The 23042-nt window shown below is 72.9% G+C and carries 23 protein-coding genes and 4 pseudogenes; 7 read left to right on the forward strand and 20 right to left on the reverse strand.

Features of this window, described 5'->3' with window-relative positions; all coding sequences use genetic code 11:
• Nucleotides 1-164: 164 nt before the first annotated feature.
• From AB0937_RS00280 to AB0937_RS00295, 4 genes are read right to left on the reverse strand one after another with little or no spacing between them, the layout of a single operon-like run.
• Nucleotides 165-689, reverse strand: coding sequence for a hypothetical protein (locus AB0937_RS00280; RefSeq protein WP_366708674.1), 525 nt, complete (start codon nucleotides 687-689; stop codon nucleotides 165-167).
• Entirely contained in the window at nucleotides 673-1164 is a 492-nt protein-coding gene (locus AB0937_RS00285) for an RNA polymerase sigma factor (RefSeq protein ID WP_366708676.1), read from the reverse strand. Before AB0937_RS00285 ends, AB0937_RS00280 begins: the two co-directional genes overlap by 17 nt.
• Nucleotides 1161-1790, reverse strand: coding sequence for a class F sortase (locus AB0937_RS00290; protein ID WP_366708678.1), 630 nt, complete (start codon nucleotides 1788-1790; stop codon nucleotides 1161-1163). Before AB0937_RS00290 ends, AB0937_RS00285 begins: the two co-directional genes overlap by 4 nt.
• Complete coding sequence (locus AB0937_RS00295; RefSeq protein ID WP_366708680.1) at nucleotides 1787-2164, reverse strand: sortase-dependent protein; 378 nt, start codon at nucleotides 2162-2164, stop codon at nucleotides 1787-1789. Before AB0937_RS00295 ends, AB0937_RS00290 begins: the two co-directional genes overlap by 4 nt.
• A 222-nt stretch (nucleotides 2165-2386) precedes the next feature.
• Here AB0937_RS00295 and AB0937_RS00300 point away from each other — a divergent pair.
• Nucleotides 2387-2909 (forward strand): annotated as a pseudogene (locus AB0937_RS00300) (VWA-like domain-containing protein); the annotation flags it as partial.
• 148 nt (nucleotides 2910-3057) lie between these two features.
• On the opposite strand, the gene AB0937_RS00305 reads toward AB0937_RS00300, so the two are convergent.
• The 5 genes from AB0937_RS00305 to AB0937_RS00325 all read right to left on the reverse strand — a co-directional run bounded on the left by AB0937_RS00305 (nucleotide 3058) and on the right by AB0937_RS00325 (nucleotide 7394).
• Nucleotides 3058-3945 (reverse strand): amidohydrolase family protein, encoded by an 888-nt coding sequence (locus AB0937_RS00305; RefSeq protein WP_366708682.1) that lies wholly within the window; start codon nucleotides 3943-3945, stop codon nucleotides 3058-3060.
• A 172-nt stretch (nucleotides 3946-4117) separates the two neighbouring features.
• Nucleotides 4118-5080: a prolyl aminopeptidase gene (pip, locus tag AB0937_RS00310; protein WP_366708684.1), complete on the reverse strand. Its 963-nt coding sequence runs from the start codon at nucleotides 5078-5080 to the stop codon at nucleotides 4118-4120.
• A gap of 83 nt (nucleotides 5081-5163) precedes the next feature.
• Nucleotides 5164-5802: an ankyrin repeat domain-containing protein gene (locus AB0937_RS00315; protein ID WP_366708686.1), complete on the reverse strand. Its 639-nt coding sequence runs from the start codon at nucleotides 5800-5802 to the stop codon at nucleotides 5164-5166.
• A complete protein-coding gene (locus AB0937_RS00320; RefSeq protein WP_366708688.1) occupies nucleotides 5729-6136 on the reverse strand; it encodes a S1 RNA-binding domain-containing protein in 408 nt (135 codons plus the stop codon). Before AB0937_RS00320 ends, AB0937_RS00315 begins: the two co-directional genes overlap by 74 nt.
• 259 nt (nucleotides 6137-6395) lie before the next feature.
• Nucleotides 6396-7394 (reverse strand): LacI family DNA-binding transcriptional regulator, encoded by a 999-nt coding sequence (locus tag AB0937_RS00325; protein WP_366708690.1) that lies wholly within the window; start codon nucleotides 7392-7394, stop codon nucleotides 6396-6398.
• 314 nt (nucleotides 7395-7708) lie between these two features.
• Between AB0937_RS00325 and AB0937_RS00330 the strand changes: the two genes are divergently transcribed.
• Nucleotides 7709-9763 (forward strand): RICIN domain-containing protein, encoded by a 2055-nt coding sequence (locus AB0937_RS00330; protein WP_366708692.1) that lies wholly within the window; start codon nucleotides 7709-7711, stop codon nucleotides 9761-9763.
• 104 nt (nucleotides 9764-9867) lie between these two features.
• Here AB0937_RS00330 and AB0937_RS00335 read toward each other — a convergent pair whose 3' ends face one another.
• Together AB0937_RS00335 and AB0937_RS00340 are read right to left on the reverse strand one after the other, a co-directional pair.
• Entirely contained in the window at nucleotides 9868-11316 is a 1449-nt protein-coding gene (locus AB0937_RS00335; protein WP_366708694.1) for a DEAD/DEAH box helicase, read from the reverse strand.
• Between the two features lie 151 nt (nucleotides 11317-11467).
• Nucleotides 11468-11671, reverse strand: coding sequence for a cold-shock protein (locus AB0937_RS00340; protein WP_015031667.1), 204 nt, complete (start codon nucleotides 11669-11671; stop codon nucleotides 11468-11470).
• A 411-nt stretch (nucleotides 11672-12082) separates the two neighbouring features.
• Between AB0937_RS00340 and AB0937_RS00345 the strand changes: the two are divergent.
• Nucleotides 12083-12291, forward strand: a pseudogene (locus AB0937_RS00345) (LuxR C-terminal-related transcriptional regulator); the annotation flags it as partial.
• Between the two features lie 12 nt (nucleotides 12292-12303).
• On the opposite strand, the gene AB0937_RS00350 reads toward AB0937_RS00345, so the two are convergent.
• From AB0937_RS00350 to AB0937_RS00365, 4 genes and pseudogenes are all read right to left on the reverse strand, one after another.
• Nucleotides 12304-13482, reverse strand: a complete 1179-nt coding sequence (locus AB0937_RS00350) for a serine hydrolase domain-containing protein (protein ID WP_366708698.1) — start codon at nucleotides 13480-13482, stop codon at nucleotides 12304-12306.
• Between the two features lie 97 nt (nucleotides 13483-13579).
• Nucleotides 13580-14293: a response regulator transcription factor gene (locus tag AB0937_RS00355; RefSeq protein ID WP_366708700.1), complete on the reverse strand. Its 714-nt coding sequence runs from the start codon at nucleotides 14291-14293 to the stop codon at nucleotides 13580-13582.
• A complete protein-coding gene (locus AB0937_RS00360) occupies nucleotides 14290-15462 on the reverse strand; it encodes a histidine kinase (protein ID WP_366708702.1) in 1173 nt (390 codons plus the stop codon). Before AB0937_RS00360 ends, AB0937_RS00355 begins: the two co-directional genes overlap by 4 nt.
• Nucleotides 15463-15525: 63 nt before the next feature.
• Nucleotides 15526-15849, reverse strand: a pseudogene (locus AB0937_RS00365) (TetR-like C-terminal domain-containing protein); the annotation flags it as partial.
• A gap of 12 nt (nucleotides 15850-15861) precedes the next feature.
• On the opposite strand from AB0937_RS00365, the pseudogene AB0937_RS00370 reads away from it, so the two are divergent.
• A pseudogene (locus tag AB0937_RS00370) lies at nucleotides 15862-16367 on the forward strand (SRPBCC family protein); the annotation flags it as partial.
• Here AB0937_RS00370 and AB0937_RS00375 read toward each other — a convergent pair.
• Nucleotides 16361-16636 carry a hypothetical protein gene (locus AB0937_RS00375; RefSeq protein ID WP_366708704.1) on the reverse strand — a complete coding sequence of 92 codons (276 nt, stop codon included), beginning with the start codon at nucleotides 16634-16636 and terminating at the stop codon, nucleotides 16361-16363. The pseudogene AB0937_RS00370 and the gene AB0937_RS00375 overlap by 7 nt on opposite strands.
• Nucleotides 16633-17475 (reverse strand): phytanoyl-CoA dioxygenase family protein, encoded by an 843-nt coding sequence (locus tag AB0937_RS00380; protein ID WP_366708706.1) that lies wholly within the window; start codon nucleotides 17473-17475, stop codon nucleotides 16633-16635. Before AB0937_RS00380 ends, AB0937_RS00375 begins: the two co-directional genes overlap by 4 nt.
• Before the next feature lie 70 nt (nucleotides 17476-17545).
• On the opposite strand from AB0937_RS00380, the gene AB0937_RS00385 reads away from it, so the two are divergent.
• The 3 genes from AB0937_RS00385 (at nucleotide 17546) to AB0937_RS00395 (ending at nucleotide 19708) form a co-directional block, all read left to right on the forward strand.
• On the forward strand, nucleotides 17546-18331 hold the full coding sequence (locus AB0937_RS00385; protein WP_366708708.1) for an AraC family transcriptional regulator: 786 nt from the start codon (nucleotides 17546-17548) through the stop codon (nucleotides 18329-18331).
• A gap of 277 nt (nucleotides 18332-18608) precedes the next feature.
• On the forward strand, nucleotides 18609-19052 hold the full coding sequence (locus AB0937_RS00390) for a hypothetical protein (RefSeq protein ID WP_366708710.1): 444 nt from the start codon (nucleotides 18609-18611) through the stop codon (nucleotides 19050-19052).
• Between the two features lie 101 nt (nucleotides 19053-19153).
• Nucleotides 19154-19708 carry a CGNR zinc finger domain-containing protein gene (locus AB0937_RS00395; RefSeq protein WP_366708712.1) on the forward strand — a complete coding sequence of 185 codons (555 nt, stop codon included), beginning with the start codon at nucleotides 19154-19156 and terminating at the stop codon, nucleotides 19706-19708.
• A gap of 52 nt (nucleotides 19709-19760) precedes the next feature.
• Here AB0937_RS00395 and AB0937_RS00400 read toward each other — a convergent pair whose 3' ends face one another.
• From AB0937_RS00400 to AB0937_RS00410, 3 genes are all read right to left on the reverse strand, one after another.
• Nucleotides 19761-20048 (reverse strand): DUF4190 domain-containing protein, encoded by a 288-nt coding sequence (locus AB0937_RS00400; RefSeq protein WP_104782852.1) that lies wholly within the window; start codon nucleotides 20046-20048, stop codon nucleotides 19761-19763.
• Nucleotides 20049-20170: 122 nt separating this feature from the next.
• The gene (locus AB0937_RS00405) at nucleotides 20171-20767 is read right to left on the reverse strand and encodes a TetR family transcriptional regulator (RefSeq protein WP_366708714.1); all 597 of its coding nucleotides are present in this window, start codon (nucleotides 20765-20767) and stop codon (nucleotides 20171-20173) included.
• A gap of 19 nt (nucleotides 20768-20786) precedes the next feature.
• The gene (locus AB0937_RS00410; RefSeq protein ID WP_366708716.1) at nucleotides 20787-22850 is read right to left on the reverse strand and encodes a discoidin domain-containing protein; all 2064 of its coding nucleotides are present in this window, start codon (nucleotides 22848-22850) and stop codon (nucleotides 20787-20789) included.
• Nucleotides 22851-23042: the final 192 nt, after the last annotated feature.

A 23042-nucleotide genomic window follows, 5' to 3' on the forward strand; every position in this document is an offset into this window, starting at 1 on the left:
AAGTGCCATACGGCCAGGCTACCGGCGCCACCGGGCCGGGCACATGCCGTCGGCCGGTGCTCGCCGAACTGGTCCGGCCCTGGGGGGAGACGGAAGCGGGCGAGGCGGTGGAGCGGGTGCGGAGGCGGGGGGCGGGGACCGACCCGGGCCCCTGCCGGTGACGGTCAGCGGCTCTCCGGCACCGTCCCCCGGTCCGTGTCCGGCCGGGCCGCCGACGGCACGGGGCGTACCGAGGTGGGGGTGGCCGACGGGGCGCGGGACGGCTCCGTCCGGCCGGTCGCCTCCCGGGGGGCGGGTGTGCCGGGCCTGGTCGTGCGGGGGGCGCCGGTGCCCGGGGACGAGGGCCGCGAGCCGGGAGCGGACGGTGACGGTTCGGGGGTGGGGGCCGCCGAGTCGGTGGCCGGCGCCGGTCGCGCGGTGGGCGGGGCCATCGGGATCGTCGGGGTCGGAGGGTGTTCGGGCACGGTGTGGCGCAGGGGGAGCGCGATGAGGGCCGCCGCGACGCAGCACAGCCCCGCCCCGGCCGCGGTGCGCAGCAGGCGGCGCCGGGCCGCGCGGCGCCGGATCGCCTCGTACCGGCCGGCGGGAGCTCCCAGGTAGTCGGGGCCGGAGGGGCGCAGGATCACGGCGAGCGGGTCGTCGGGGGCGTGCTCCGGGTCACCCGGATCTCCGTCAAGACGTGTGGTCAAGGCTTCTCCTCAGGTGGACGCGGAGCAGTTCCCGGGCCGCGTGCAGATCGGCCTTGACGGTGCCTTCCTTCCGCCCGGTCAGTGCGGACACCTCCCGGATCGGCATGTCAGCGTAGTAGTGGAGGAGGATCGGGACGCGCAGTCGTTCCGGCAGCGACTGCACGAGCAGCCGCACGGACGGGTCGGCCTGCTCGTCGGGCGGGCGTACGGCGGCTTCCGAGGTGACGCGGTGCAGGGCCCGGCGCTCGCGCTCCGTCTTGCGCCAGTGGTCCCGGACCAGGTTGGCCGCGGTGACGTAGAGGAAGCCGCGCGGCTCGTCGACGGACGTCCAGCGGGCCCAGAGCCGGGTGAACGCCTCCGAGGCGATCTCGTGGGCCGTTCCGTCGTCGTCGACGAGTCGGCGGCACCAGCCGGCGAGGCGCGGGTAGAGGGCGGCGAACAGCTCGGACGCTGCCTTCTCGCGGGACCGTTTCAACGCTCTCCATGGGTGGGGGACTTCGCACCGCTCAGCGCCGCGAACACGATCACGTTGTCCGTGTATCCGTCTCCGTACCGCGCTCCGCCGCACGTGATCAGCCGCAGCTCGGGGCGGCCCACGTTCCCGTAGACGTCGTCCGCCGGGAAGTCGGTTTTCGGGACGGTCCGTACGGCCGTGACGGCGAACTCCGCCGCCGTGCCGTTCTCCAGGCGCGCCACGATCCGGTCGTCCCGGTGCAGCCGGGCGAGGTGCCGGAAGACGCCGTCACCGTACGGGCCGACCGTGACATGGCCGAGGAGCACCGACGGGCCGGTCTCGCCGGGGGCCGGCGAGTGCCGGTACCAGCCCGCACGGTCGTGGTCCGTGACCGGCGGCACCTGCACCGTGCCGTCGGCCGCCAGGCCCAGCCGGATGACCGGGGTGTCGACGCCGATGGCCGGGATCAGGAGCCGGACGGGGACCGAACGGGCCAGGGGGCGTGCTCCGTCGGACGGCACCGGCGAAGCGGTGCTCCTCGGCCGGCGCGCGGCGGCGTCGTGGCGGGTGGTTCCGTGCCCCGCGCACGCCGTCAGCAGGGACGCCAGTGCCCCGGCCGTGAAGGCGCGCCTGGAGAACGGGCTCACGCCCCGCTCGCCCGGCGCCGGCGCACGGCGAGGACCGTGCCGCCGCCCAGGGCGAGCACCGCGGCGGCGCCCGCTCCGATCGCCGTGCCGCCGGTTCCCGGGGCCGCGGCCGTCGTCACACCGGTGTCGGGCGCGCCGCTCGGCCGGACGGAGACCTGGTCCTCGGCGGGCGCCCGGGTCGGCTCGGCAGCGGCCGGCGGGCGGGTCGGTTCGGGCGCCCGGGTCGGTTCGGCGCTCTCCGCCGGCCGGGTGGTGGGCGAGGCGGCCGACGGGACCGGGCTCGGGGTCGTCGCCCCGTCCGCGAAGGCGGGCCCCGTGCCCAGCAGTACGGCGGCGCCCGCCAGGGCCAGGGTGCTGAGGACAGTTCGGCGCATGGAATCGCACTCCTTCGTCGGTCCGCCCGACGGTCGGCGGGCTGGGTGACAGATCGTGCGGAGAGACGAGGCGGCGGCCCGGCAGGTTGTAAAGAGATGGCAAAGCCGCCGCGGGGCCTCCGAAATGTTCGGCTGCGTGCGGGGGCGCGGTGTGCGTGCTGCTCGCCGCCCGCCCCGCGCTCATGCACCGGCTGCCCACCGGTGAGGTGCACCGGGGCGGTCCCTGGCGCGGGCGAGGACTGCACCTACGGGCGGCCCGCCCGCCGTTCGACCGCACTGCCCGGCACGGTCCTGCCGAGCCTGCGCCGCCGGCCGCCCCGCGTGTCCGTCGTCATCGACACCTCCGGCTCGGTCGGCGACGCCGAACCGGGCAGTGCGCTGCCGGAGGTCGCCGCGATCGCCCGGGCCGTGGGCGGCTGCCGCGACCTGGTCACCGTCGTGCCCTGCGACGCCTCGGCCGGGGCCGCCCGGCGCCTGTGCCGCGCCGAGGGCATCCCGCTCACCGGCGGCGGTGGCACGGACCTGCGGGCCGGTTTCACCCGGGCCCTGCGCACCCGTCCGCGCCCCCGACGTCATCGTCGCCCTCACCGGCGGCCGGACGCCCTGGCCGGGCACCCGGCCGCCGTGCCGCACGGTGGTGGGCCTGTTCCCCCGCCGCTACGAGAACCACTCCTTCGACGAGTCCCGCTCCGAGTACGTCCCGGACTCGCCCCCGGAGTGGGCCCGGGTGGTGGACACCGGCTGACCGACTTCAGCTCGGCTTCGGCACGACCGCCTGGCCGCCCGCCGGGGCCATCGCCACGTCGAGGGTGCCGACGGCGGTCAGGGTCCGGGTGCCGACCGCGACCGGGGGCCGGCAGGGGTTCGGGCGGCGTCCCCCCGCGGTCCCGGCCTCACAACCCGAAGAGCTCCGCCCCGTTGTCGTGGCACACCGCCCTCAGCCACTCCTCGCCGAGGCCGAGGCGCTCCAGGGCGTCGAGTTGATGCACGTACGGATAGGGGATGTTGGGGAAGTCGGAGCCGAGCAGGACCCGGTCGCCGAGGCCGGCCAGCCGGGGCAGGGCCCGGCGGGGGAGCGGCATGAACGCCTCGGTGAAGTCGGTGAACGCCATCGTCGTGTCCAGCCGCACCTCCCCGTACCGCTCGGCGAGGCCGAGGAACTCCTCGTACTCGGGCATTCCCATGTGCGCGACGATCAGCCGGAGCCGGGGGTGCTCGGCCAGCACCCGCGCGATCGGTCCCGGGCCGGTGTGCTTGCCGGGCGCGGGACCGGAACCGCAGTGGATCACCACCGGGACACCGGCCTCGGCCAGCAGGCCCCACGCCGGCCGGAGGAGCTCGTCGGCCGGGTCGTACGCCCCCACCTGCACATGCGACTTGAAGACCCGCGCGCCCGCTTCGACGGCTTCCCGGACGTACGCCTCGACGCCCGGCTCCGGGAAGAGGGTGGCGGTGTGCAGACAGTCGGGGGTGCGGCGCGCGAAGTCGGCCGCCCAGCCGTTGAGCCAGCGGGCCATGCCGGGCTTGTGCGGATAGAGCATCGAGGTGAAGGCCCGCACGCCGAACCCCCTCAGGATCGCGGCCCGTTCGGCCTCCGCTTCCCGGTAGGTGATCGGCCACTCCAGTCCGCCGGTGAGCGGCCCGAGGGAGTCGAAGTACTCCCAGACCTTGCGCAGGACCCGCTCGGGCATGAAGTGCGTGTGCACGTCGACGAGACCGGGGAGCCCGAGCCGCCCCCAGAAGCGGCGGACGGCGTCGGACTCGGCAGCGTGATCATCCATGGTGCCCACCCTCGGATGGGGCGGGGCGGCGTGGCCAGTGCCGTGCGCGCGGCATCCGTGAGGAATCCGTCACGCCGCCGGCAACCGGGCTCAGGTGTTCCGCAACCGTCCGTGGGCTCGGTGAACCGGGCTCAGGTGTTCCGGAACCGTCCGTGGGTTCGGTGAACCGGGCTCAGGTGTTCCGGAACCGGTCCGTGGCCTCCACGACGGCCGCCGTCGTGGAGGTCCCCGACAGCCCGTGCCCCTCGTCGCCGATCAGGACGAGTTCGGCGTCCGGCCACTCCCGGACCAGCCGCCACGCGACGTCCGCGGGGCTGCTGATGTCCATCCGGCCGTGGATCAGCACGCCCGGGATGCCGGCCAGCCTCCCGGCGCCGCGCAGCAGCGCCCCGTCCTCCAGGAACGCGGCGTGCCGCCAGTAGTGCGTGACGAGGCGGGCGAAGCGCATCCGCAAGCGCGGGTCGTCGTAACGGGGGTCGGGCCGGTGCCCGGGAGCGGTGGAGACATGCACGTCCTCCCACCGGCACCATTCCCGCGCGGCCCGCTCCCGCACGGCGGGATCGGGATCGGCGAGCATCCGGGCGTAGGCGTCGGCCAGACTCCCCTCGCGCTCCGCCGCGGGCACGGTGTCCCGGAACCGGGCCCACTCCTCGGGGAAGATCCGCCCCATGTCCCGCGTGACCCACTCGACCTCGCGGCGGGTGGTGTGGGTGACGCTGAAGAGGACCAGCTCGGAGACGGAGGCGGGGTGCCGCTCGGCGTAGGCCAGCGCGAGGGTCGTGCCCCAGGAGCCGCCGAGGACGAGCCATCTCCCGATGCCGAGGTGCTTTCGCAACTGCTCGACGTCGGCGATCAGATGGTGGGTGGTGTTGGCGGCGAGCGAGGTCCGCGGGTCGGCGGCGTCGGGCGTGCTGCGCCCGCACCCGCGCTGGTCGAGGAGCACGATGCGGTACGCCGCCGGGTCGAACAGCCGCCGCCAGAACGGCCCCGCCCCGGACCCCGGCCCGCCGTGCAGCACGAGGGCGGGTTTGCCCGCGGGGTTCCCGCAGGTCTCCCAGTAGACGCGGTTGCCGTCACCGACGTCGAGCATGCCGTGCTCGTACGGCTCGATGCCGGCGGGATGGAGCTCGGCCATGCGAGATGTCCCCTCTCACCGTTCCTGCGGTCGACCGCGACGAAAGCCCGACCGCCGAACTCCGCCGGCGCGGTGCACCGCGGCTACTTGATCTCGGTCCAGCCTTCGGGCGTCACCCTGTAGTGGTCCCCGTCGTCGGCGTCCATCCGCGAGCTGGCGTGCACGTGCACGTGGTCCCCCTCGTGGTGGTACCGGAAGCCGCCCATCATGCCGACCACCGTGAAGACGACCTTCACGGCGGGACCCTCCGTGAGGGGAGCGAGCGGGGGCAGCAGGTGCTCGATCTCCTCGAAGCACCGGCCGGTCGTCTCGCGCATCAGGGTGTGGACGTGGTGCTCCAGGGCGTCCGCCGGGGCGGGCAGGGGCCGTACCGTGACCGGTTCGAGGAGCTCCAGCAGGTGCGTGTGCCCCCGCTCCCGGGCGATGTCGACGGGACGGCGGCCGTCCCGGGTGAGCTGGGTGCGCCAGGCGCCGTGCGCGATCAGCCGGGACACCACGGCGAACTCGGCGCCGTGCCAGGCCGCTTGATGCAACGGGGAGAAACCGCTGCGGTTCCCGGGCCGGGGCAGATTGACCCACTCCGGCCACTCCCCCAAGGCCTCGAACAGCCGCTCCCAGTCGGCGTCCCGTGCCAGGTCCGAGAAGGCATCACGCCGGTCCAGGTACCACTGGTTGAAGCGCGCGCGATCGGTGAGCCCGTCCCATTGCAGCAGCGTGATCACCGGCCCACGGTAGCCGAGCGGGGCGGAGCACCGTGGGCCGCCCGTCGGAGCCGTTCCTGTCGGCCGGGGTCACCCGAGTCGCCGGGCAGAGCGAAGGTGTTCGCCGTCGTCGGTCTGTTCCGGTGACGACGACCGTGAGTTCGTCGCCGGCCTTGACGGCCTCCGGCGGATCCGCCACCGGCGGCCGGGCGAGATCGCGTAGCTGGAGCGGTCCCTCGATGCCGTCCGCGACCTCGACGAAGACGCCGGACGGGACCAGCTTGGTGACGTGTCCCCGCAGTTCCCGGCCCGTCGTGGTGCTGTCGGCGAAGGCACCGAAGGGATCCGGCCACATCGCCTTCAAGGACAGCCTGGCCTCACGACGTCGGAGGGCGCTCGGAAGCGGTGCCAGGACAGCTCGGCGCACGAGAGGAATCCGTCGCCGGGGAAGACCGGGTGGCGGGGGCCGTCGTCCAGCGCCACGAACACGCCGAACCGTTCGTCGCCGTCACCGTGCCGGACAGGACCTCGCCCTGGCGCAGCGATACCAGGAACGCCCACAGTTCCGGGTACTCCGACGGACCGCCGATCACGCCGCAAGCCCAGGGTGCCCCCTATGCCGGGCCCGGAGACGGTTTGCGGGCCGTGCTCCGGCGTTGCACCAAGCGCGTGGGCACCAGCGTCGTCCCGTGCTCCGTGCCGGCCTCCCGCAGCTTGCTGAGCACCCCCTCCACGCACAGCCGCCCCACCTCCGCGAAGTCCTGGTGGATCGTGGTCAGGGGCGGCAGGAAGGACGCGGACTCGGGGATGTCGTCGAAGCCGACGACGCTGACGTCCTCGGGGACGCGGCGGCCGCGTTCGTGGAGGGCGCGCAGCAGGCCCAGGGCCATCTGGTCGTTGGCCGTGAACACCGCCGTGCAGTCCGGCTCGCCGGCCAGCCGGAGCCCCGCGCGGTAACCGGACTCCGCCGACCAGTCGCCCCGGACCAGGGGCGGTGGGGTGCGGCCCGCCTCGGTGAGGGTGGTGCGCCAGGCGTTGGCACGGCGCTGGGCGGCGAAGGAGCCCTCCGGGCCGGCCAGGTGCCACACCGTGTCGTGCCCGAGGTCCAGCAGATGCCGTACGGCGTCCCGGGCGCCGCCCGCCTGGTCGGTGTCGACGACGGTGTAGCGGTCGCCGGCGTCGGAATCGGCCACCACGACCTGCACACCGGGCGGCAGGGACACCGTCACCGCGTCGAGCAGGTGGATCTCCATGATGACGATGACGGCGTCCACGGCGAGTTCCCCCAGCCGGGAGAAGGCGCCGTTCACCTCGTCCTGGGTGGGGACGGCCACCGGCAGCAGGGTGACGGCGTAGCCGTGCTCGGCGGCGGAGGTGGCGATGGCCTCCAGGGTGCGGATGTTTCCCATGGTGGAGAGCGAGAAGGTGATCACGCCGAGGGTGCGGAACTCGCCCCGGCGCAGTGCCCGCGCCGCGCTGTTGGGGCGGTAGCCGAGCTCCCGCATGGCGGCCAGGACCTGCGCGCGGGTGTCCTCGGTGACGCCCGGGAAGCCGTTGGAGACGCGGGAGACGGTCTGCGAGGAGACCCCGGCGAGCTGGGCGACGTCCGCCATGGAGGCACCCTGCCGGGGCCGCGCCGCGCGCCGTCTCGTACGGCTCGTGCCTCCCGGCTCGCTCTCGCCGTTCACCGTGCCCACCCGCCCCTCGCCTCCCTCGACGCGCCCCCGGCGCGGAATTCAGGTCCGGAACGACTCCTTGACCCCTGAGATTCGGACAGTGTAGACATCCCGCCAGTGGATGTTTACGTAAACATCACCTAGTCGAAATCGTACGCAAAGGCACCGAATCCGTACCAGTCGTACTACGCAGGCCCCGATCTCTGCGCCCGCCGGGACGCGCGGCACGCAGAAGAGCTGGAGTACTCGAGATGGCACACCGCACCCGTAAGAGAAGGCTCCTCGGGGCCATCGGCGTCACCGCCGTGGCGACCGGAACCCTCCTGGCCACGACGACCCTGCCCGCCGCGCACGCCGGGCCGGCCCGGGCCGCGGCCGCCGGGGTCACCGTCCGGCCCGACCCCTCCTACGCCGGGGACGAGTTCGAAGGCTGGGGCACCAGCCTGGTCTGGTTCGCCAACGCCACCGGCGACTACCCGCCCGCGATCCGCGAGAAGCTCTACAAGCTCCTCTTCGGTGACGACGGCCTCAACCTGAACATCGCCCGCTACAACATCGGCGGCGGCAACGCCCCCGACGTCAAGGACTACCTGCGGGCCGGAGGCGCGGTCGAGGGCTGGTGGAAGGCCCCGGCGGGCACCACCCGCGAGGACGTCGACTGGTGGGACGCCGACGACCCGGCCGACTGGAACAGGAACGCCGACAAGACCCAGCGCTGGTGGGTGGACCGCATCAAGAAGGACATCACCCACTGGGAGACCTTCAGCAACTCCCCGCCCTGGTTCATGACCGAGAGCGGCTACGTCTCCGGCAACTTCGACGCCGGCAAGGACCAGCTGAAGCCCGGCTCCGTCGACGACTTCGCCCGGTACCTGGTGGGCGCGACCGAGCGTCTCGAGAAGGCGCACGGCATCAAGGTCGACACCCTCGACCCGTTCAACGAGCCGAACACCGACTACTGGGGCACCAGGCTCGGCCCGGACGGCGAGCCGGTCGGCGGACGCCAGGAGGGCGCGCACATCGGCCCCGAGCTCCAGCAGAAGGTGATCCGCGCCCTGGCCCCGGTCCTGGAGAAGTCCCGGTCGCACGCGGAGATATCCGCGATGGACGAGACGAACCCGGGCACGTTCGCGACGAACTGGAACTCCTACCCGCAGGAGGTCCGCGACCTGGTCGGCCAGATGAACGTCCACACCTACGGCACCGGCCTGCGCACCACCGTCCGCGACCTGGCCAAGGCCGCCGGCAAGCCGCTGTGGATGAGCGAGGTCGAGGGCGACTGGGGCGACGGCCAGAGCTTCACCGACATGCGGCCCGGCCTGGGGCTCGCCCAGCGCATGGTGGACGACCTGCGCGAACTCGAGCCCAAGGCCTGGGTCTTCTGGCAGCCCGTCGAGGACTACGACAACATGAAGCCGGGCGGCGAGTCCGCCAAGGGCGGCAACTGGGGCGAGATCCAGCTCCCCTTCAGCTGCACCTCGAAGGACACGCTGACGTCCTGCCCGATCCACACCAACACGAAGTTCGACACGGCCCGCAACTTCACGCACTACATCAAGCCCGGCGACCGGCTGATCAAGACGAACGACACGTCCAGCACCGCGGCGATCTCCCGCAAGGGCGACGCGGCGACCGTCGTCCACGTCAACAGCGCCGCCGAGGCACGGGAGGTCACGCTCGACCTGTCGAAGTTCGGCCGCGTCTCCTCCCGCGCCACGGTCACCCCGGTGGTGACCAGCGCCGACGGCAAGCTGGAGAAGCAGAAGGCCGTCCGGGTCACCGGCAAGCAGGCCACGCTCGCCGTGCCCGCCCAGTCGGTGACATCCTTCCTGGTCAAGGGTGTCTCCGGTGTCGCGAAGGACGCGGCCGAGCTGCGCAGGGGCCACACCTACCGCCTCACCGGCGTCCAGAGCGGCAAGGACCTCACCCTCGCCGGCAACGGCACGGGCCTGGTCATCAAGACCCCGAACACGACCGACCCCAGTGGGCAGCAGTGGCGGGTGGAGCAGATCCGCGGCGCGGACAACCGCAAGCGGTACGTGCTGACGGAGACGGCTTCCGGCAAGCGCCTGGCCGTCCGTGACGGTGCGCTGGTCGCCGAAACCGACGAAGGCCGGCGCGACGACGCCGCGCAGTGGATCGCGTCCTCGACCGGCGACGGTTCATGGACGCTCGTGAACGCGGCGACCGGGCAGCTCCCGGATGTCGGCGGCCAGTCCACGAACGACGGCGCCTCCGTCGGAGTGTGGCAGCCCAACTCCGGCTCCAACCAGCGCTGGAAGGTGACGGACGTGACGAGCGGCTGACCCCTGCGCACCCCGGCGGCGTCGGCCGCGGCCGCTGCGACGGAGAGCCCGGCGTGCCCGTACGGCGCGGGCGGCGCGTGGTCGCACCGCCCGCGGCCGTCGGTTCAGCGGCGGCGGCCCCGGGACGGCCTGCTCCGCCGCCGGTTCGGGCCGGAGCCCGTGCGTGCGGGGGGCTTCCCGGCGGCCGGCGGGGCGAGGACGACGGGCACGCCCGTGGGCTCCTGCGCCCCGGTGATGCGGCTCAGCTCGTCCTCGTCCGAGCGGACCCGGGTGATCTGCGGGGTGATCCCGGCATCGGCCATCAGCCGGGTCATCTCGCGCCGCTGGTGCGGCAGGACCAGCGTGACGACGGTGCCGGACTCGCCGGCCCGCGCGGTACGGCCGCCCCGGTGCAGGTAGTCCTTGTGGTCGCCGGGCGGGTCCACGTTGACGACGAGGTCGAGGTTGTCGACGTGGATGCCGCGGGCGGCGACGTTGGTCGCCACCAGGACCGTGACCTCGCCGTCCTTGAAGCGGGCCAGGGTCCTGGTCCGCTGGGACTGGGACTTCCCGCCGTGCAGGGCCATGGCGCGCACCCCGACGGCGAGCAGCTTCTTGGCCAGCCGGTCGGCGGCGTGCTTGGTGTCCAGGAACATGATCACGCGTCCGTCGCGGGCGGCGATCCGGGTCGTGGTGGCGTGCTTGTCGTCGTCCTCCACGTGCAGCAGGTGGTGCTCCATCGTGGTGACCGCGCCCGCGGACGGGTCGACGGAGTGCACCACCGGGTCGTGCAGGTAGGTGCGGACCAGCCGGTCGACGTTGCGGTCCAGGGTGGCCGAGAACAGCATCCGCTGCCCGCCCGGCCGCACCTGGTCGAGCAAGGCGGTGACCTGCGGCATGAACCCCATGTCGGCCATCTGGTCGGCCTCGTCCAGGACGGTGACGCCGACCTGGTCCAGACGGCAGTCGCCCCGGTCGATGAGGTCCTTGAGGCGGCCGGGCGTGGCGACGACGATCTCGGCGCCGGTGCGCAGCGCGTTCGCCTGCCGGCCGATCGGCAGGCCGCCGACCACCGTGGCGAGCCGCAGCCGCAGCGCACGGGCGAAGGGGGTGAGGGCGTCGGTGACCTGCTGGGCGAGCTCCCGGGTGGGCACCAGGACGAGGGCGAGCGGCTGCCGGGCCTCGGCCCGCCGCCCGTCGACGCGGGCCAGCAGGGCGAGGCCGAAGGCGAGCGTCTTGCCCGAGCCGGTGCGCCCGCGGCCCAGGACGTCCCGGCCGGCCAGCGAGTTCGGCAGCGTCGCCGCCTGGATCGGGAACGGCGCGGTCAGCCCCTCGGCGCGCAGCGCGGCCAGCAGCCGCTCGGGCAGGTCGAGGTCGTCGAACGCCTCGACGGCGGGCAGCGCCGGGGTGAGTGTGGCGGGCGGTGCGAACTCCCGGCCGGCGGCGGGGCGGCGCCCGCCGCGGCCGCCGCCCGACGGGCGGGAGGCGCTGCCCGCGCCACCGGGCTTGCGCGACCGGGACCCGTTGCCGCGGGTATGGGGGGAGCCGTTGTTCCTGCGAGCCGTACGGTCCATGGGGAACCTTCCTCGATGCGGCACGCGTCGAGGAATGCGCGGCGGCACGGAGAGGCCGCGGGATTCGCAAGAGTTGAGCCGGAGACGAACAAAACGAGCCGAGGCCCGCACCGCGAGGGTGCGGGCCCCGGTCAGGGCATGCGCGTACGCGTCAGGCCGGAAGGATGTTCTCGGCCTGCGGGCCCTTCTGGCCCTGCGTGACGTCGAAGGTGACCTTCTGGCCTTCCTGGAGCTCACGGAAGCCAGAGGTGGCGATGTTCGAGTAGTGGGCGAAGACGTCCGGGCCGCCACCCTCCTGCTCGATGAAGCCGAAGCCCTTTTCCGAGTTGAACCACTTCACGGTGCCGTTAGCCATCTGAATCTCCTTAGAGGGCAGTACTCAGGGCCCGCACCTTGCGGGCCCGTAGTCGCCGAAATGATCACCCTTGGGAGATCCGAGAATCCTCGGAAACAAAAAAAGTGCTCGTCGACGAAAGGTCGAAAGAGCACTCGAAGTCTCTGGGAACCAAAACTGCAACGCGAGCCAAGGTAGCACAGGCCGGATCGGACGGCTCGGGTTTGTCGTACCCGAGGTGGATCCGGCGGGCCGTTCGTACTGCGTATCGAGTACCGGAGATCGTCGGCAGCCGCACGACGACGGGACAGCCCGCTGCCCGAGAAGCTCGGCAGACGTGCGACATCAGATGGGGAGACCTCCTGCCGTGGCTGACTTCCTGTATCGAGTGGGCCGTCGACGAGGAGTTCTCGATGCCCGGCATCGAGTCCCAGCAGGGCCTCCGAAGAGGCCCTGCTGTCGCCGGTCGCCACCCGCTCCCTGATCACGCGCTTCCTCATGGCCCCCGCCTCCGGCACCCGCCTGACCCCGCCGGAGCGCCTCGCCGACCTCACGGTCCGCGAACGCGAGGTGATGGCCCTGGCCGCCGAGGGCAGGTCAACACGGAGATCGCCGAAAACCTCACCCTCAGCCCGCTGACCGCCCCCACGCCCCTACGGCTTGCCGAAGGCCGCGACCATGAGGGATTCGGCGGTCCTGTTCATGTCCTGGCCCTTGGCGTCGGTGGAGTTGACGCTGTACACGAGGGTGCGGGAGCCGTCCCGGGTGGAGGCGATGGCGGCGTTGTACCCCCAGCGCCCGCCCGTCTTGCCCCAGACCTCGCGCCCGCCGAGCACCTTCATGGACAGACCGACGGAGTAGGCGGCCGGCTCCCCGGTCCTGACGTCGGTCACCTCCGGCAGGGTGAACATCTCCTCCAGCAGCGGCCCGCGCACGATCCGCCCCCGGAACAGGGCGCGGGTGAAGCGTTCCAGGTCCGCGGTGGTCGAGATGAGGTTGCCGGCCGCCCACGCGTCCGTCGCCCCCCACACGGAGACGTCCCGGAGCCCGGTCGTGCCGTCGTCGAGCCGCATGGTCTGGTAGCCGTGGTTGTGCGGCCCGGTGATGCGCGGGTTCGTCCCCGGGAGGTATGTGTCCCGCAGCCCCAGCGGGCCGAGCACGCGCCGGGCGACCTGTCGCTCGTAGGAGTCATGGGTGACGCGTTCGATGATCAGGCCGGCGATGGTGTACCCGATGTTGAGGTAGTGCTGCCGCTCGCCCGGTGCGAACTCGGGCTTCTTCGACGTGGCCGAGTGGACCATGTCCTCGGGGTGGTGGATCCGGAAACGGTTCGCGTACCACTCCTCGACGGTGGCGCCGGGGACGTCCGCGGCGGGGATGCCGTGGGTGTGGTTCAGGAGCTGCCGGACGGTGACGCGCGCGTACGAGGCCGGGATCAGGTCCGGCAGGTACGAGCGGGCGCTGCGGTCCAGGTCCAGGCGTCCCTCCGCGGCCAGTTGCAGGGCGACGGCGGCGGTGAAGACCTTGGTCACGGACCCGGCGCGGAAGCGGGCGGCCGGATCCGCCGGCCGTCCGGTCCGCAGGTCGTGCACGCCTGAACTGCCGTGCCAGGTCCCCTCCTTGCCGCCGACGCGCACGAGGGCGGCGGTGGCGTCGGCGGTGGGCAGGCCGGCGATGGCCGCTTCGAGGGCGGCGTGCGGGGACCGCCCCGTGGTGTCCCGCGCGGCGGCCGGTGCGGCGGGGGCGGTGGCGGCGGCCGGGAGGACGGACGGCCCGGCCGCGACCGAGACGACGAGCGCGGCGGCGGTCAGGAGGCGGGTACCGGTCTTCATGGCGAACTCCGTTGCGAGGAAGTGGCGTTGAGAGAACGGATTCATCCTCCGCGGCACAGCCGCCCCGCGGATCACCCCGGCGGGCGGTCCTGCGGCGTCACTTCCTCGCCGGGGCGGGGGAGGGCCCGGCCCCGGCCGCTCCCCCGGGCGGGGGATCCCCGGCCGCGACGAGGCCGGTCTCGTAGGCGCAGATCACGGCCTGGATCCGGTCCCTGAGGCCCAGCTTCGCGAGCACGTTGCCGACGTGCGTCTTGACGGTGTGGTCGCTGACCACCAGCGCGGCGGCGATCTCGGCGTTCGACAGGCCGCGCGCGAGCAGGAGCAGAGTCTCGCGCTCCCGGCCGGTCAGGACGTCCAGCCGTGGATCGGGCCGGCGGGTCCGGGCGGCGGCGGGCCGGGTGAACTGCTCCACGAGACGCCGGGCGACGGAGGGCGCGAGCAGCGAGTCGCCCCGGGCGACGACCCGCACGGCGTGCACGAGGTCGTCCCGGCGGACGTCCTTGAGCAGGAAGCCGCTCGCGCCCGCGTGCAGCGCGTCGTACACGTACTCGTCGGAGTCGAAGGTCGTCAGCATCACCGTCCGGCAGTCGCCGCTCCCGCTGATCACGCGGCAGGCCTCGATGCCGTCCGTCCGGGGCATCCGGACGTCGAGCAGCGCCACGTCGGGTGCGTGCCGCCGCACCGCGTCGACGGCCTCGCCGCCGTCGGCCGCCTCGGCGACGACCTCGATGTCCGGCTGCGCGTCCAGGGTCATCGCGAAGCCGCTGCGCACGAGCTCCTGGTCGTCGGCGACGACCACGCGGATCGTCATCGCCCCGCCTCCGCCGCGTCGGGCACGGGGATCCGCACCCGCACCGCGAACCCCCGCCCGTCCGCCCCGGGCCCCGTGTCCGCGCTGCCGCCGTGCGCCGCCGCCCGCTCACGCATCCCGGTGAGCCCGTGCCCACCCCGGCGGGACACGGGCCTCGGCCCCTTCCCGTCATCGGTCACCCGGACCGCCAACTCGCCACCCCCGTAGGCCAACTCCACCTGCGCCGTCCGCGCCTGCGCATGCCTGAGCGTATTGGTCAGGGCCTCCTGGACCACCCGGAAGACGGTTGCGCCGACGCCCTCCGGGACGGGCCGGACGTCCCCCACGACCCGGTACGTCACGTCGAGCCCGCTCCCGCGCACCCGGTCGAGCAACCCGGGCAGCGCGGCGAGCCCGGGCTGCGGTTCGCGCGGGGCGGCGGGGCCGGGCTCGTCACCCCCGTCCCGCAGCACGCCCAGCATGTCCCGCAACTGCGCCATGGCGTCCCGCCCGGTCGCGGAGATGGCGTCGAAGGCGGCCTCGGCCCGTTCCGGCGCGGCCCGCACGGCCACCGGACCGGCCTCCGCCTGGACGATCATCAGGCTCACGGCGTGGGAGAGGACGTCGTGCATCTCCCGTGCGATCCGGGCGCGTTCGCGCGCGGCGGCCTGTTCGGCCTCGACGCGGTGGGCCCGCTGCCGGGCGTCGGTCAGCCGCCCGAACACGTAGGCGGCGGCGAACACCATGAGGGAGAAGGTCAGTTCACGGGCGGACCGGGTGTTGAGCCAGACCCCCACGGGCACGGCGACCAGCAGGACGAGCCCGGCGAGGAGCCGCCGCAGCGGGGCCGCCAGCGCGGCGATGGTGTACGTGACGATCAGCCCGGTGTACGGCAACGGCTGCCCGGGCCCGTCGACGGCCAGCCGGTACAGGGCGTTGGCGGCCAGCACCGCGAACAGCACGCCGAGGGGCGCGCGCCGCCGCCAGACCAGGGGTACGACGGTGAGCGTGCTCAGCCCGTAGGCGGCCCAGGTCGCCGGCGGCGCCCCGGCCGCCCGCGGCACGAGGAACGGCATGGACATCGCGCCCTGGACGAGCAGCGCGACGCCGATGTCCACCAGAAGCGGATGGGTCACCGCGAGGACCCGTCCCCGCTCCCACCACCCGCGCAGTTCCCCGCGTATGCCCATGGCGACGTGTGACCCCCGTCTCGTACGGCCCGACGTCCGGAACCGTAGCGGGGCGGGCGGGGTTCAGGCGCCGGGTGCGCGGAAGGAGACGTCCCGGCGGGCGGCCTCGGGCGCAGAAGCGCCAGGCCGGACGCGGCCTGCGAGTGCGTCGACCTCGGCGGCGAAGAACGGGGCCGGGTCGAAGCCCATCCCCGTGAAGTGACCGGCGAGTTCCAGTGACAGCACGCCGTGCAGCCGGGTCCAGAAGGTCATGGCCCGGTGCAGGGCCGCGGGCGGGGCCGGATGCCCGTTCGCCCACTCCCGGTGCTCGTCGAGGTGGGTGCCGAACGGGGTGGCCGGGGCGTCCGCGTCCACCTCGGCGCAGGCGTCCAGCAGGATCGCCATGACACCGCCGGCGCGTCCCGGTGTGCGGGGCACGGCGCCGACCCCGGTGCCCTCGTCCGCCACGAGTCCGACATCGTGATCAAGGCGCCGCTGCGCACGGTCTGGACGCTGCAGACGGACGTCGAGGGCTGGCCCGTGTGGCAGCCGCCGGTCACCTCGATGCGGGCCCGCTGCGGAAGGGCTCGCGGTTCCGCTGGACGACCCCGGCACCCGCCACCCCGACGACCCCCGCCACCACCCTCGAGATCACGTCCACGGTCCGGCAACTGCGGCACCAGGACTGCATCCTGTGGAAGGGACCCGCGATCGGCGAGGGCCTGCGCATCGACGAGGGCGTCCACCTGTGGACCTTCCGGAAGGCCGAGGGCGGTGTGCGCGTCCACACCGAGGAGACCTGGACCGGCGACCAGGTCGAAGCGGACGTCCCCACCGCCACCGAGGCCCTCGGCCGGGGCCTCGACACCTGGCTGCGCGACCTGAAGGCCACCGCCGAGGCGCGCTCCGGCGGCCGTCCTCAGTGACGCACCAGCTTCTCGAAGAAGAACTCGTGCTTGAGGAACGACGTCGTGTGCTCCGCCCCCGGATACGGCGGCACCAGCGGGGCGGCCTGGAAGAGCCGCCAGCCGTCCTCCAGGGCGCCGACCCCCGTCTCGTACGGGGGTTCGTCGCTGTCGCCGGTCGTCGGGCGGGTCGAGCCGGTGCCGTCGTATCGGGCCCAGCCGACCACCCGGGAGTCGAGGGCGGAGGTGTCGAGGTAGAGGACGAGGACCTGTTGCCGGGTGGTGGTCATGCGGTGCTCCTCAGGGTGGCGTGCGCGGCGGACACGGCGGGCCGGTTGGCGATGCGGGTGGCCCAGTGCTCGATGTCGAAGCCGGGGTCGCCGGACAGGGAGCGCCACAGCAGAACCCGGTTGTGGATCTCCAGCCGGCCGGTGGCCTGCTCGTACCAGGGGAAGGAGCGGCCCAACTCCTCGCGGACGGCGGGGGAGTCCAGGTCCCGCGTGTCCCACAGCCGCACCTGCGGCACGGTCGGGTTGAAGCGGATCTTGTACATGTGGCGGACGGTGTCGCTGTCGTTGCGCCGCCCGCCGTGCCAGATGCCGTGGTGCAGCAGGAGCACGGTCCCGGCCGGGCAGGTCAGCCGGGTCTGGCCGCGCAGGTTCTGATAGCGGCCGGTGTCGGACTCGTTGGTGCGGCGCAGGTGGCTGCCCGGGACGACGAGCGTGCCGCCCATGTCGGCGGTCACCTCCTGCGGGTAGTACATGAGCTGCACGTCGAACGCGTCGGGCCGCACGTCGATGAGGGCGTCGGCGTGCAACGGCTGGGCGCTGCCCTCATGGGGCGGGCGGGTGTGGAGGAAGTGGTGGTCGACGTCCGGATCCGGCCCCACCAGGCTCTCCAGGGCGCCCGCGACCACGGGCAGTTCGATGAGCCGACGGGTGAAGGAACCCTCGGGGAACGCCGCCGGTACGGGAGTGCCGTACGGCACGGCGGGCATCGCTCCGGCGGCGAAGACCGCGAGCGCATCCTCGTTCATCTCCTGGGGCACGACGCCGTCCAGGCGCAGGAAACCATGGGCCGTGAACCGTGCCACCTCGGCCGAGCTCAGCAGCTGTTTCGTGGTTGACATGACGCAACCGTAGAAGCGGGGAGGCGGGCTGTCGTGGGTCGTAATCGGCAACCACTGGTAACTTTCCACCATGCCTGCCTCCGTGGAACTGCCCCTCGACGTGCCGCCGGACCTGGTGCACGCGGGTGTGGGCGTGCACGGCTCGGCCGGCCCGCACGAGGTCTTCCGCCTCCCGCACCTGTGGCAGCTGCACCTCTACGGCTACTCCGGCACCCTGGAGTTCGACGGCGCCCGGCACCCGATCCGCCCCGGGCACCTCAGCCTCGTGCCGCCCGGCACGGAGGTGCACTTCCACTACGGCGCCGCGCGCTGCGAGCACCTGTACGCCCACTTCCGGCTGCCCGGCGACGGGGAGCGGCGGCGGCTCCCGGCGATGCAGGACGCCGGGGCGGACGCGGCGGTGCTGAGCGCGCTGCTGCGCCAGACGATCACGGCCTGCGCGCAGTCCCCGGCCCGGGCCTCCGCGGAACTGTGGACGGTGCTGTGGCGCACGACCGGCCTGACCGAGGCCGCCGCGCCGCCCTCGGGGCCCCGGCACCCGGCGCTGCGCGCGGCCGTCGCCCACATCGAGGAGCACCTGGCCGATCCGCTGAGCGTTCCCGGCATCGCCCGGGTCGCGGGGGTGTCGCACACTCACCTGACCCGGCTGTTCCGCGAGGACACCGGGCACACGGTCGTCGGCTACGTCCGGCGCCGCCGTATGGAGCGCGCCCGCCACCTGCTCGTCGCCTCGACCCTGGCGATCCCGGCCGTCGCGGCGACGGTCGGCATCCCCGACCTCCAGGCCTTCAACAAGGCCTGCCGCAAGGAACTCGGCGCGTCCCCACGCGCCGTACGGCAGGCCGCGGGGGCGTGAGGGCCGCGGCGCTCCTCCGTCGGCTCCGCAGAACTCGTGTGCGGTCAAGGGCTGTTGCCGTGCGCCGGGATTCTTCCTGGTCGGCGTCGCCCTGTCCGGCGAGGTCGCCGAGGGCGCCGGCGGCCTCCTCGCCCGCCCCGCCCCTGAGCCGGGAACGGCTGTCCGGATTGGCTGTTCTCCGCGGCGGGGCCCGCTGGCACCCTGGCGAGCACCCCGGGCACCGGCGGGGGAGACCGGGGGAGAATTCCGTCCAGGAGGACCGGAAGGAAGCGCCAGCATGATCGAGTGGAAGCCCCTGGGCACCGGAGCCAGGCCCGTACCCCAGCCCGTGGCCACGCCGCTGGTCTGGGCCGGGGCCGGGGGTGGCGCGCTGGCGCTGGTGGCGCTCCTCAACACCGTGGTCGGGCCGGACCGGCCCGGCCTGGCCCTGCTCGCGCTGTCCGTGCTGGCCGCACTGCTGGGCCTGTGCGCACGCTTCACGGCCGCCCCCGGCACGGCCCTCCTGTGCTGGCTGTTCCTCAACGGCTTCGCCATACCGCCCGCGGGCGTGCTCACCTGGGCCGGTGACCGCGACACCTCCTGGCTCGCCTGCCTGCTCACCGCCGCCCTCGTCGGCACCGGTCTGGCCCGTGTCGTCCACGCCCGCGCCGCCTACCGCCGCCTGGTTCCCTCCCGCGCCCGCATGGATCCCACGAGGGTCGAGGGGCCGTACGACCCCTGACGCCGGAGCGGCCGGCGGCATGGCCGAGACCCCCAGGCCGTCGTCGACGCCGACCGCCTCTGAGGCTTGCCCCGGCCATGGTCACCGGCCAGAATGGTGACGTGAATCTCGACCACGTCTTCGTCTGCGGGAACCCGGCCCTCGACTTCGCCGCCACGCTCCGCGCACGCCGTTCGGCGCGCTTCGAGGTGCTCGTGACGCCGGACCGGCTGAACGCCTGGTACGTGGAGTCCGGGCTGGTCGACGCGGTCTCCCCGGGCCAGGAGGCCGACGTCGAGCGGGCGAGGGCCGTCCGGGAAGCGGTCTACCGCCTGGTCACCGCCCGCCGGCTCGGGGAGGAGTACGACAGGGCGGCGCTGACCGTCCTGAACAACGCGGCGCGCACGCCGCCCGCCGTCCCCCAGCTCACCCCGTCGGGGCGCTGGACGCAGGCGACGCCGGACGAGGCCCTCTCCCTGGTGGCGCGGCACGCCGTCGAGCTCCTGAGCGGCCCGGACGTGCCCCTGCTCAAGGAGTGCGAGAACCCGGAGTGCACGCGTACCTACATCGACCGCTCGCGGGGCATGCGGCGCCAGTGGTGCGGGATGGACTCCTGCGGCAACAAGATCAAGGCCGCCGCGTACCGCGCCCGCAAGAAGACCGCGGCGGCCCGCTGAGTCAGGGAGCCGCCGCCGTCCGCCCGCACACCCCGCCCCGGTGGGGCGGTCGTCAGCCGCCGACGTACCAGCTGAATCCGCCGTTGCTGCTGGCCACGGCCAGGAGTATCAGCCACAGCACCACGTCGACGATGCCGAGGATGATGCCGGCCTTCGCCATTCCGGCACCGTTCCTGACCGACGCCTGACGCCTGGCGACGGCACCGAAGACGATGGCCAGCGGACCGAGGATGATGTTCAGGAAGAACAGGCCGATGATGCCGCAGCACAGGCTCGCGATCGCCAGGCCGTTGGTACGCGAACCGGAGGACGCGGCAGAGGAACCGCCGTAACTCGCCATGGAAAACTCCCAGTTGTCGATGGCACGGACCGAACGGGCCGCACTCTCCTCACTTTCGACTTGTTTTGTTCGAATGCCCCTCAGCGGCGTTCCCATGACTACCGATTCGGCGGAGACCGCCGTCAGTTCTCCCGCACCAGTCCGGCGACGTGCGCGGTGACCGTGTCGAGGATGCCCGTCCAGGCCGAATCGTCGCCCAGGACGAGGTAGTTGAGCGTCAGGCCGTCGGTCATGGCGGCCAGGTAGCGGGCCAGGACGGGCACGGGCACGCGCAGCCGCAGTCCCATGGCCTGCCGCAACTGGTCGATGAGTTCGGTGTACGTCTCGGCGTACAACGCGTACTGACGGCGCGCCAGGTGTTCGAAACCGGGCTGGCGCAGGGCGTACTGCGTGAGCTCGTAGGTGAGCATGTGCTCGTCCGGGTGGGCGCGGACATGGTCCCAGTACGCCTGGAAACCCGCCCGGACGGTCTCCTCCAGGGTGGCTCTGGGGCGCAGTGCCTCCTTCACCACCGTCACGTAGTGCCCGGTGATGGTGGTGATCACGGACTCGATCAGCTGCTGCTTGGAATCGAAGCAGTAGTGGAAGACGCTCAGCGAGACGCCCGCCTCGGCGGCGATGGACCGGGTCGTCGTCCGGTGGACGCCGTCCCGGGCCATCGCCCTGATCGCCGCTTCGGTGAGCTGTCGCCGCCGCTCGGCGGACGGCAACCGTGCCATGGAACCCCTCTCGTGCCCGTCAGCCGCCGTGGACGCCGACCTCGTAGAGGGAGTAGCCCCAGCCGGTGCCGCGCTCCAGGCCGTGGACGCGGACGTAACGGGCCGGTGTACCGGCGAAGCGCGCGGTGTCCAGACCGCCGTCACCCGCGGTCGTGGTCCAGGCGGTCCGCCAGGTCGTGCCGTCGGTGGACAGCTCGATCCGGTACGACTTCGCGTACGCCCGCTCCCAGTCGAGGGTGACCCGGCCGACGGTCCGCGGGGAGCCGAGGTCGACCTGGTACCACTGGTCGTCGCTCCAGTCGCTCGCCCAGCGGGTGGAGCGGTCGCCGTCGACGGCCCGGTGCGGCTTGTAGCTCGTGAACAGGCTCCACTCCGAGGAACTGGCCGAAGTGGCCGCACCGGCCGCGAGGTTGGCGCCCGGTTCGTGCTTCTCGGCGGCCGCCCAGGTACCGAGGTAGGACTCCGCGCCCCGGAACAGGTCGTCGACGGTGTCCTGGCCGCCGACCCGGCGGATGTCCTCGATCCAGTCCGGTACCAGGCCGTAGTGGGCGGCGCCGTCGGTGTTCAGGTCCCAGGTGCGCTCACCGGTGGTCTGCCGGTCGATGACCGAGCCGCCGTCGACGCTCTTGAACGGGTAGGTGACCTTGTTCGGCGCGTCCGCCCCGCGCGGTCCCGGCCAGCCGCCGACGCCGTTCATGTCGGTGCCGTAGCCGTAGCCCACGCCGTACTTGTCGCGCAGGGCCTCGGTGCGCTTCGCCTCCGCGATGAAGCCCTCGGAGCCGTGCATGTACTGGGCGATGAATCCGCCGAGGCCGTAGACCCGCTCGGTCCAGTCCATGTCCATCCAGCTGTGCGAGGAGAGCACGCCCGGGTAGGACTCGGCCTCGAAGATGTCGAGCACCCGGCCGGTGGCCTTGACGCTCATGTGGTCGATCTCCAGCATCATGCCGCGCTTCATCATGCCGCGTACCGCGTACTCGCCGAGGTCGGTGAGCCCTCGCACGTTGCACTGCGCGTCGGCGCTGTACGTCGGGACCTCCTCGCCCGCCGGGAGCTTCTTCTCGGCCGCGGGCGCCGCAGCGTTGCCGATCGGGTTGTCGTGCTGCGGGCCCTTGCACGTCTCGGTCTTCCAGTAGGTGCCGGTCGACAGGAACTGCCCGACGTTGATGGCCGTGCCGAGCGAGCCCGAGTCGAACCGCACCCCGCACAGGGCGTTGTCGAACTTGTGGCACAGGAACATGCTGCGCACGCCGAGCGAATGGAGCTCGTCGAGCCCCTTGTCGATGTCCGCCCTGCTGCACTGCGCGATGTCCAAAACCTGCTTGCAGCCGAACGGTTCGGAGGTCTCGACACCCATGACGACGGCCAGCTTGCCCTGCTCGATGACCCGGCGGGCCTGCGCGCTGTCGGTGACGACCCGGAACCAGCCCTTGCCGGGGCCGCCGTACATCTTGTCGACGAACGCCTGCATGTCGTACGTCAGCTTGGCCTGGAGCCGGATGGACGTCATCTCGTCGCAGGGACGGTCCTTGAAGAAGTACACCGAGCAGATCACGCCGTTGGTGACGAGGTCGTTGACCAGCACCCGCTGGCCGCCGCGCCAGGCCCGCTCGACCCAGGCGTAGTAGTTCTGCTGGTGGGTCAGCGAGTCGTGCCGCGGCCAGTCCTTGAAGGTGGGCCAGCCGTTCGGGTCGTGCTTGCCGTCGCCGCCGTTGGTGATGAAGTCGAAGATCGCGAGCGAGCCGTCGGGGTAGTGCTCCGGGCAGTCCTTGAGCGCGTCTGCCACACCCTGTTCGGAGAAGGCCTTTCCGCAGATCAGACGGCCGCCGAAGGCCTCGTTGGAGAAGATGTGGTCGTGCGCGTCGACGAACCCGCGCACCTCGCCCCTGGCGTTCGTGCCGGTGAAGGGCTCGCCCGTGACGTCGATCCGGGAGTCCGGGGCGGGCCGTGCGGTCGGCTCCCACCAGTCGTTCCCGGCGGCCGCACTCGGGGTGGGGCCGAGCGCGATCGACAGCACGAGTAGGAGGAGCGACACCACGGTGACGTTCTTGCGTCGGCGGTACGGGCGTCCGGAACCGGTCACAGCCCACGTCCCTCGGTCGGCGGATCAGCGAGACCCTCTTGTCATGACCTCGCAAAGTGTGCGACGAGAATCGCCACTTCCGCTCGACGAGTCAAGGGTCCGGGACGCTTGACCTGGTGACGGGGGACGGGTTCACCACGGGCGGACCCCCCGTACCGGCCGGAGTCACAACAAACCCCAGGCCGCCGGCCT

It is taken from the genome of Streptomyces sp. NPDC047880, from assembly GCF_040706515.1.
Lineage (GTDB): Bacteria > Actinomycetota > Actinomycetes > Streptomycetales > Streptomycetaceae > Streptomyces.

Excerpts from the sequence above, each read along its gene's own strand:
- AB0937_RS00325 (WP_366708690.1), bottom strand. The coding sequence starts at position 7,394 with ATGGCGGACGTCGCCCAGCTCGCCGGGGTCTCCTCGCAGACCGTCTCC.
- AB0937_RS00305 (WP_366708682.1), bottom strand. The coding sequence starts at position 3,945 with ATGGATGATCACGCTGCCGAGTCCGACGCCGTCCGCCGCTTCTGGGGG.
- AB0937_RS00405 (WP_366708714.1), bottom strand. The coding sequence starts at position 20,767 with ATGGCACGGTTGCCGTCCGCCGAGCGGCGGCGACAGCTCACCGAAGCG.
- AB0937_RS00330 (WP_366708692.1), top strand. The coding sequence starts at position 7,709 with ATGGCACACCGCACCCGTAAGAGAAGGCTCCTCGGGGCCATCGGCGTC.
- AB0937_RS00360 (WP_366708702.1), bottom strand. The coding sequence starts at position 15,462 with ATGGGCATACGCGGGGAACTGCGCGGGTGGTGGGAGCGGGGACGGGTC.
- AB0937_RS00295 (WP_366708680.1), bottom strand. The coding sequence starts at position 2,164 with ATGCGCCGAACTGTCCTCAGCACCCTGGCCCTGGCGGGCGCCGCCGTA.
- AB0937_RS00385 (WP_366708708.1), top strand. The coding sequence starts at position 17,546 with ATGCCTGCCTCCGTGGAACTGCCCCTCGACGTGCCGCCGGACCTGGTG.
- AB0937_RS00390 (WP_366708710.1), top strand. The coding sequence starts at position 18,609 with ATGATCGAGTGGAAGCCCCTGGGCACCGGAGCCAGGCCCGTACCCCAG.
- AB0937_RS00335 (WP_366708694.1), bottom strand. The coding sequence starts at position 11,316 with ATGGACCGTACGGCTCGCAGGAACAACGGCTCCCCCCATACCCGCGGC.
- AB0937_RS00350 (WP_366708698.1), bottom strand. The coding sequence starts at position 13,482 with ATGAAGACCGGTACCCGCCTCCTGACCGCCGCCGCGCTCGTCGTCTCG.
- pip (WP_366708684.1), bottom strand. The coding sequence starts at position 5,080 with ATGGCCGAGCTCCATCCCGCCGGCATCGAGCCGTACGAGCACGGCATG.
- AB0937_RS00380 (WP_366708706.1), bottom strand. The coding sequence starts at position 17,475 with ATGTCAACCACGAAACAGCTGCTGAGCTCGGCCGAGGTGGCACGGTTC.
- AB0937_RS00340 (WP_015031667.1), bottom strand. The coding sequence starts at position 11,671 with ATGGCTAACGGCACCGTGAAGTGGTTCAACTCGGAAAAGGGCTTCGGC.
- AB0937_RS00375 (WP_366708704.1), bottom strand. The coding sequence starts at position 16,636 with ATGACCACCACCCGGCAACAGGTCCTCGTCCTCTACCTCGACACCTCC.
- AB0937_RS00320 (WP_366708688.1), bottom strand. The coding sequence starts at position 6,136 with ATGTGGCCGGATCCCTTCGGTGCCTTCGCCGACAGCACCACGACGGGC.
- AB0937_RS00400 (WP_104782852.1), bottom strand. The coding sequence starts at position 20,048 with ATGGCGAGTTACGGCGGTTCCTCTGCCGCGTCCTCCGGTTCGCGTACC.
- AB0937_RS00355 (WP_366708700.1), bottom strand. The coding sequence starts at position 14,293 with ATGACGATCCGCGTGGTCGTCGCCGACGACCAGGAGCTCGTGCGCAGC.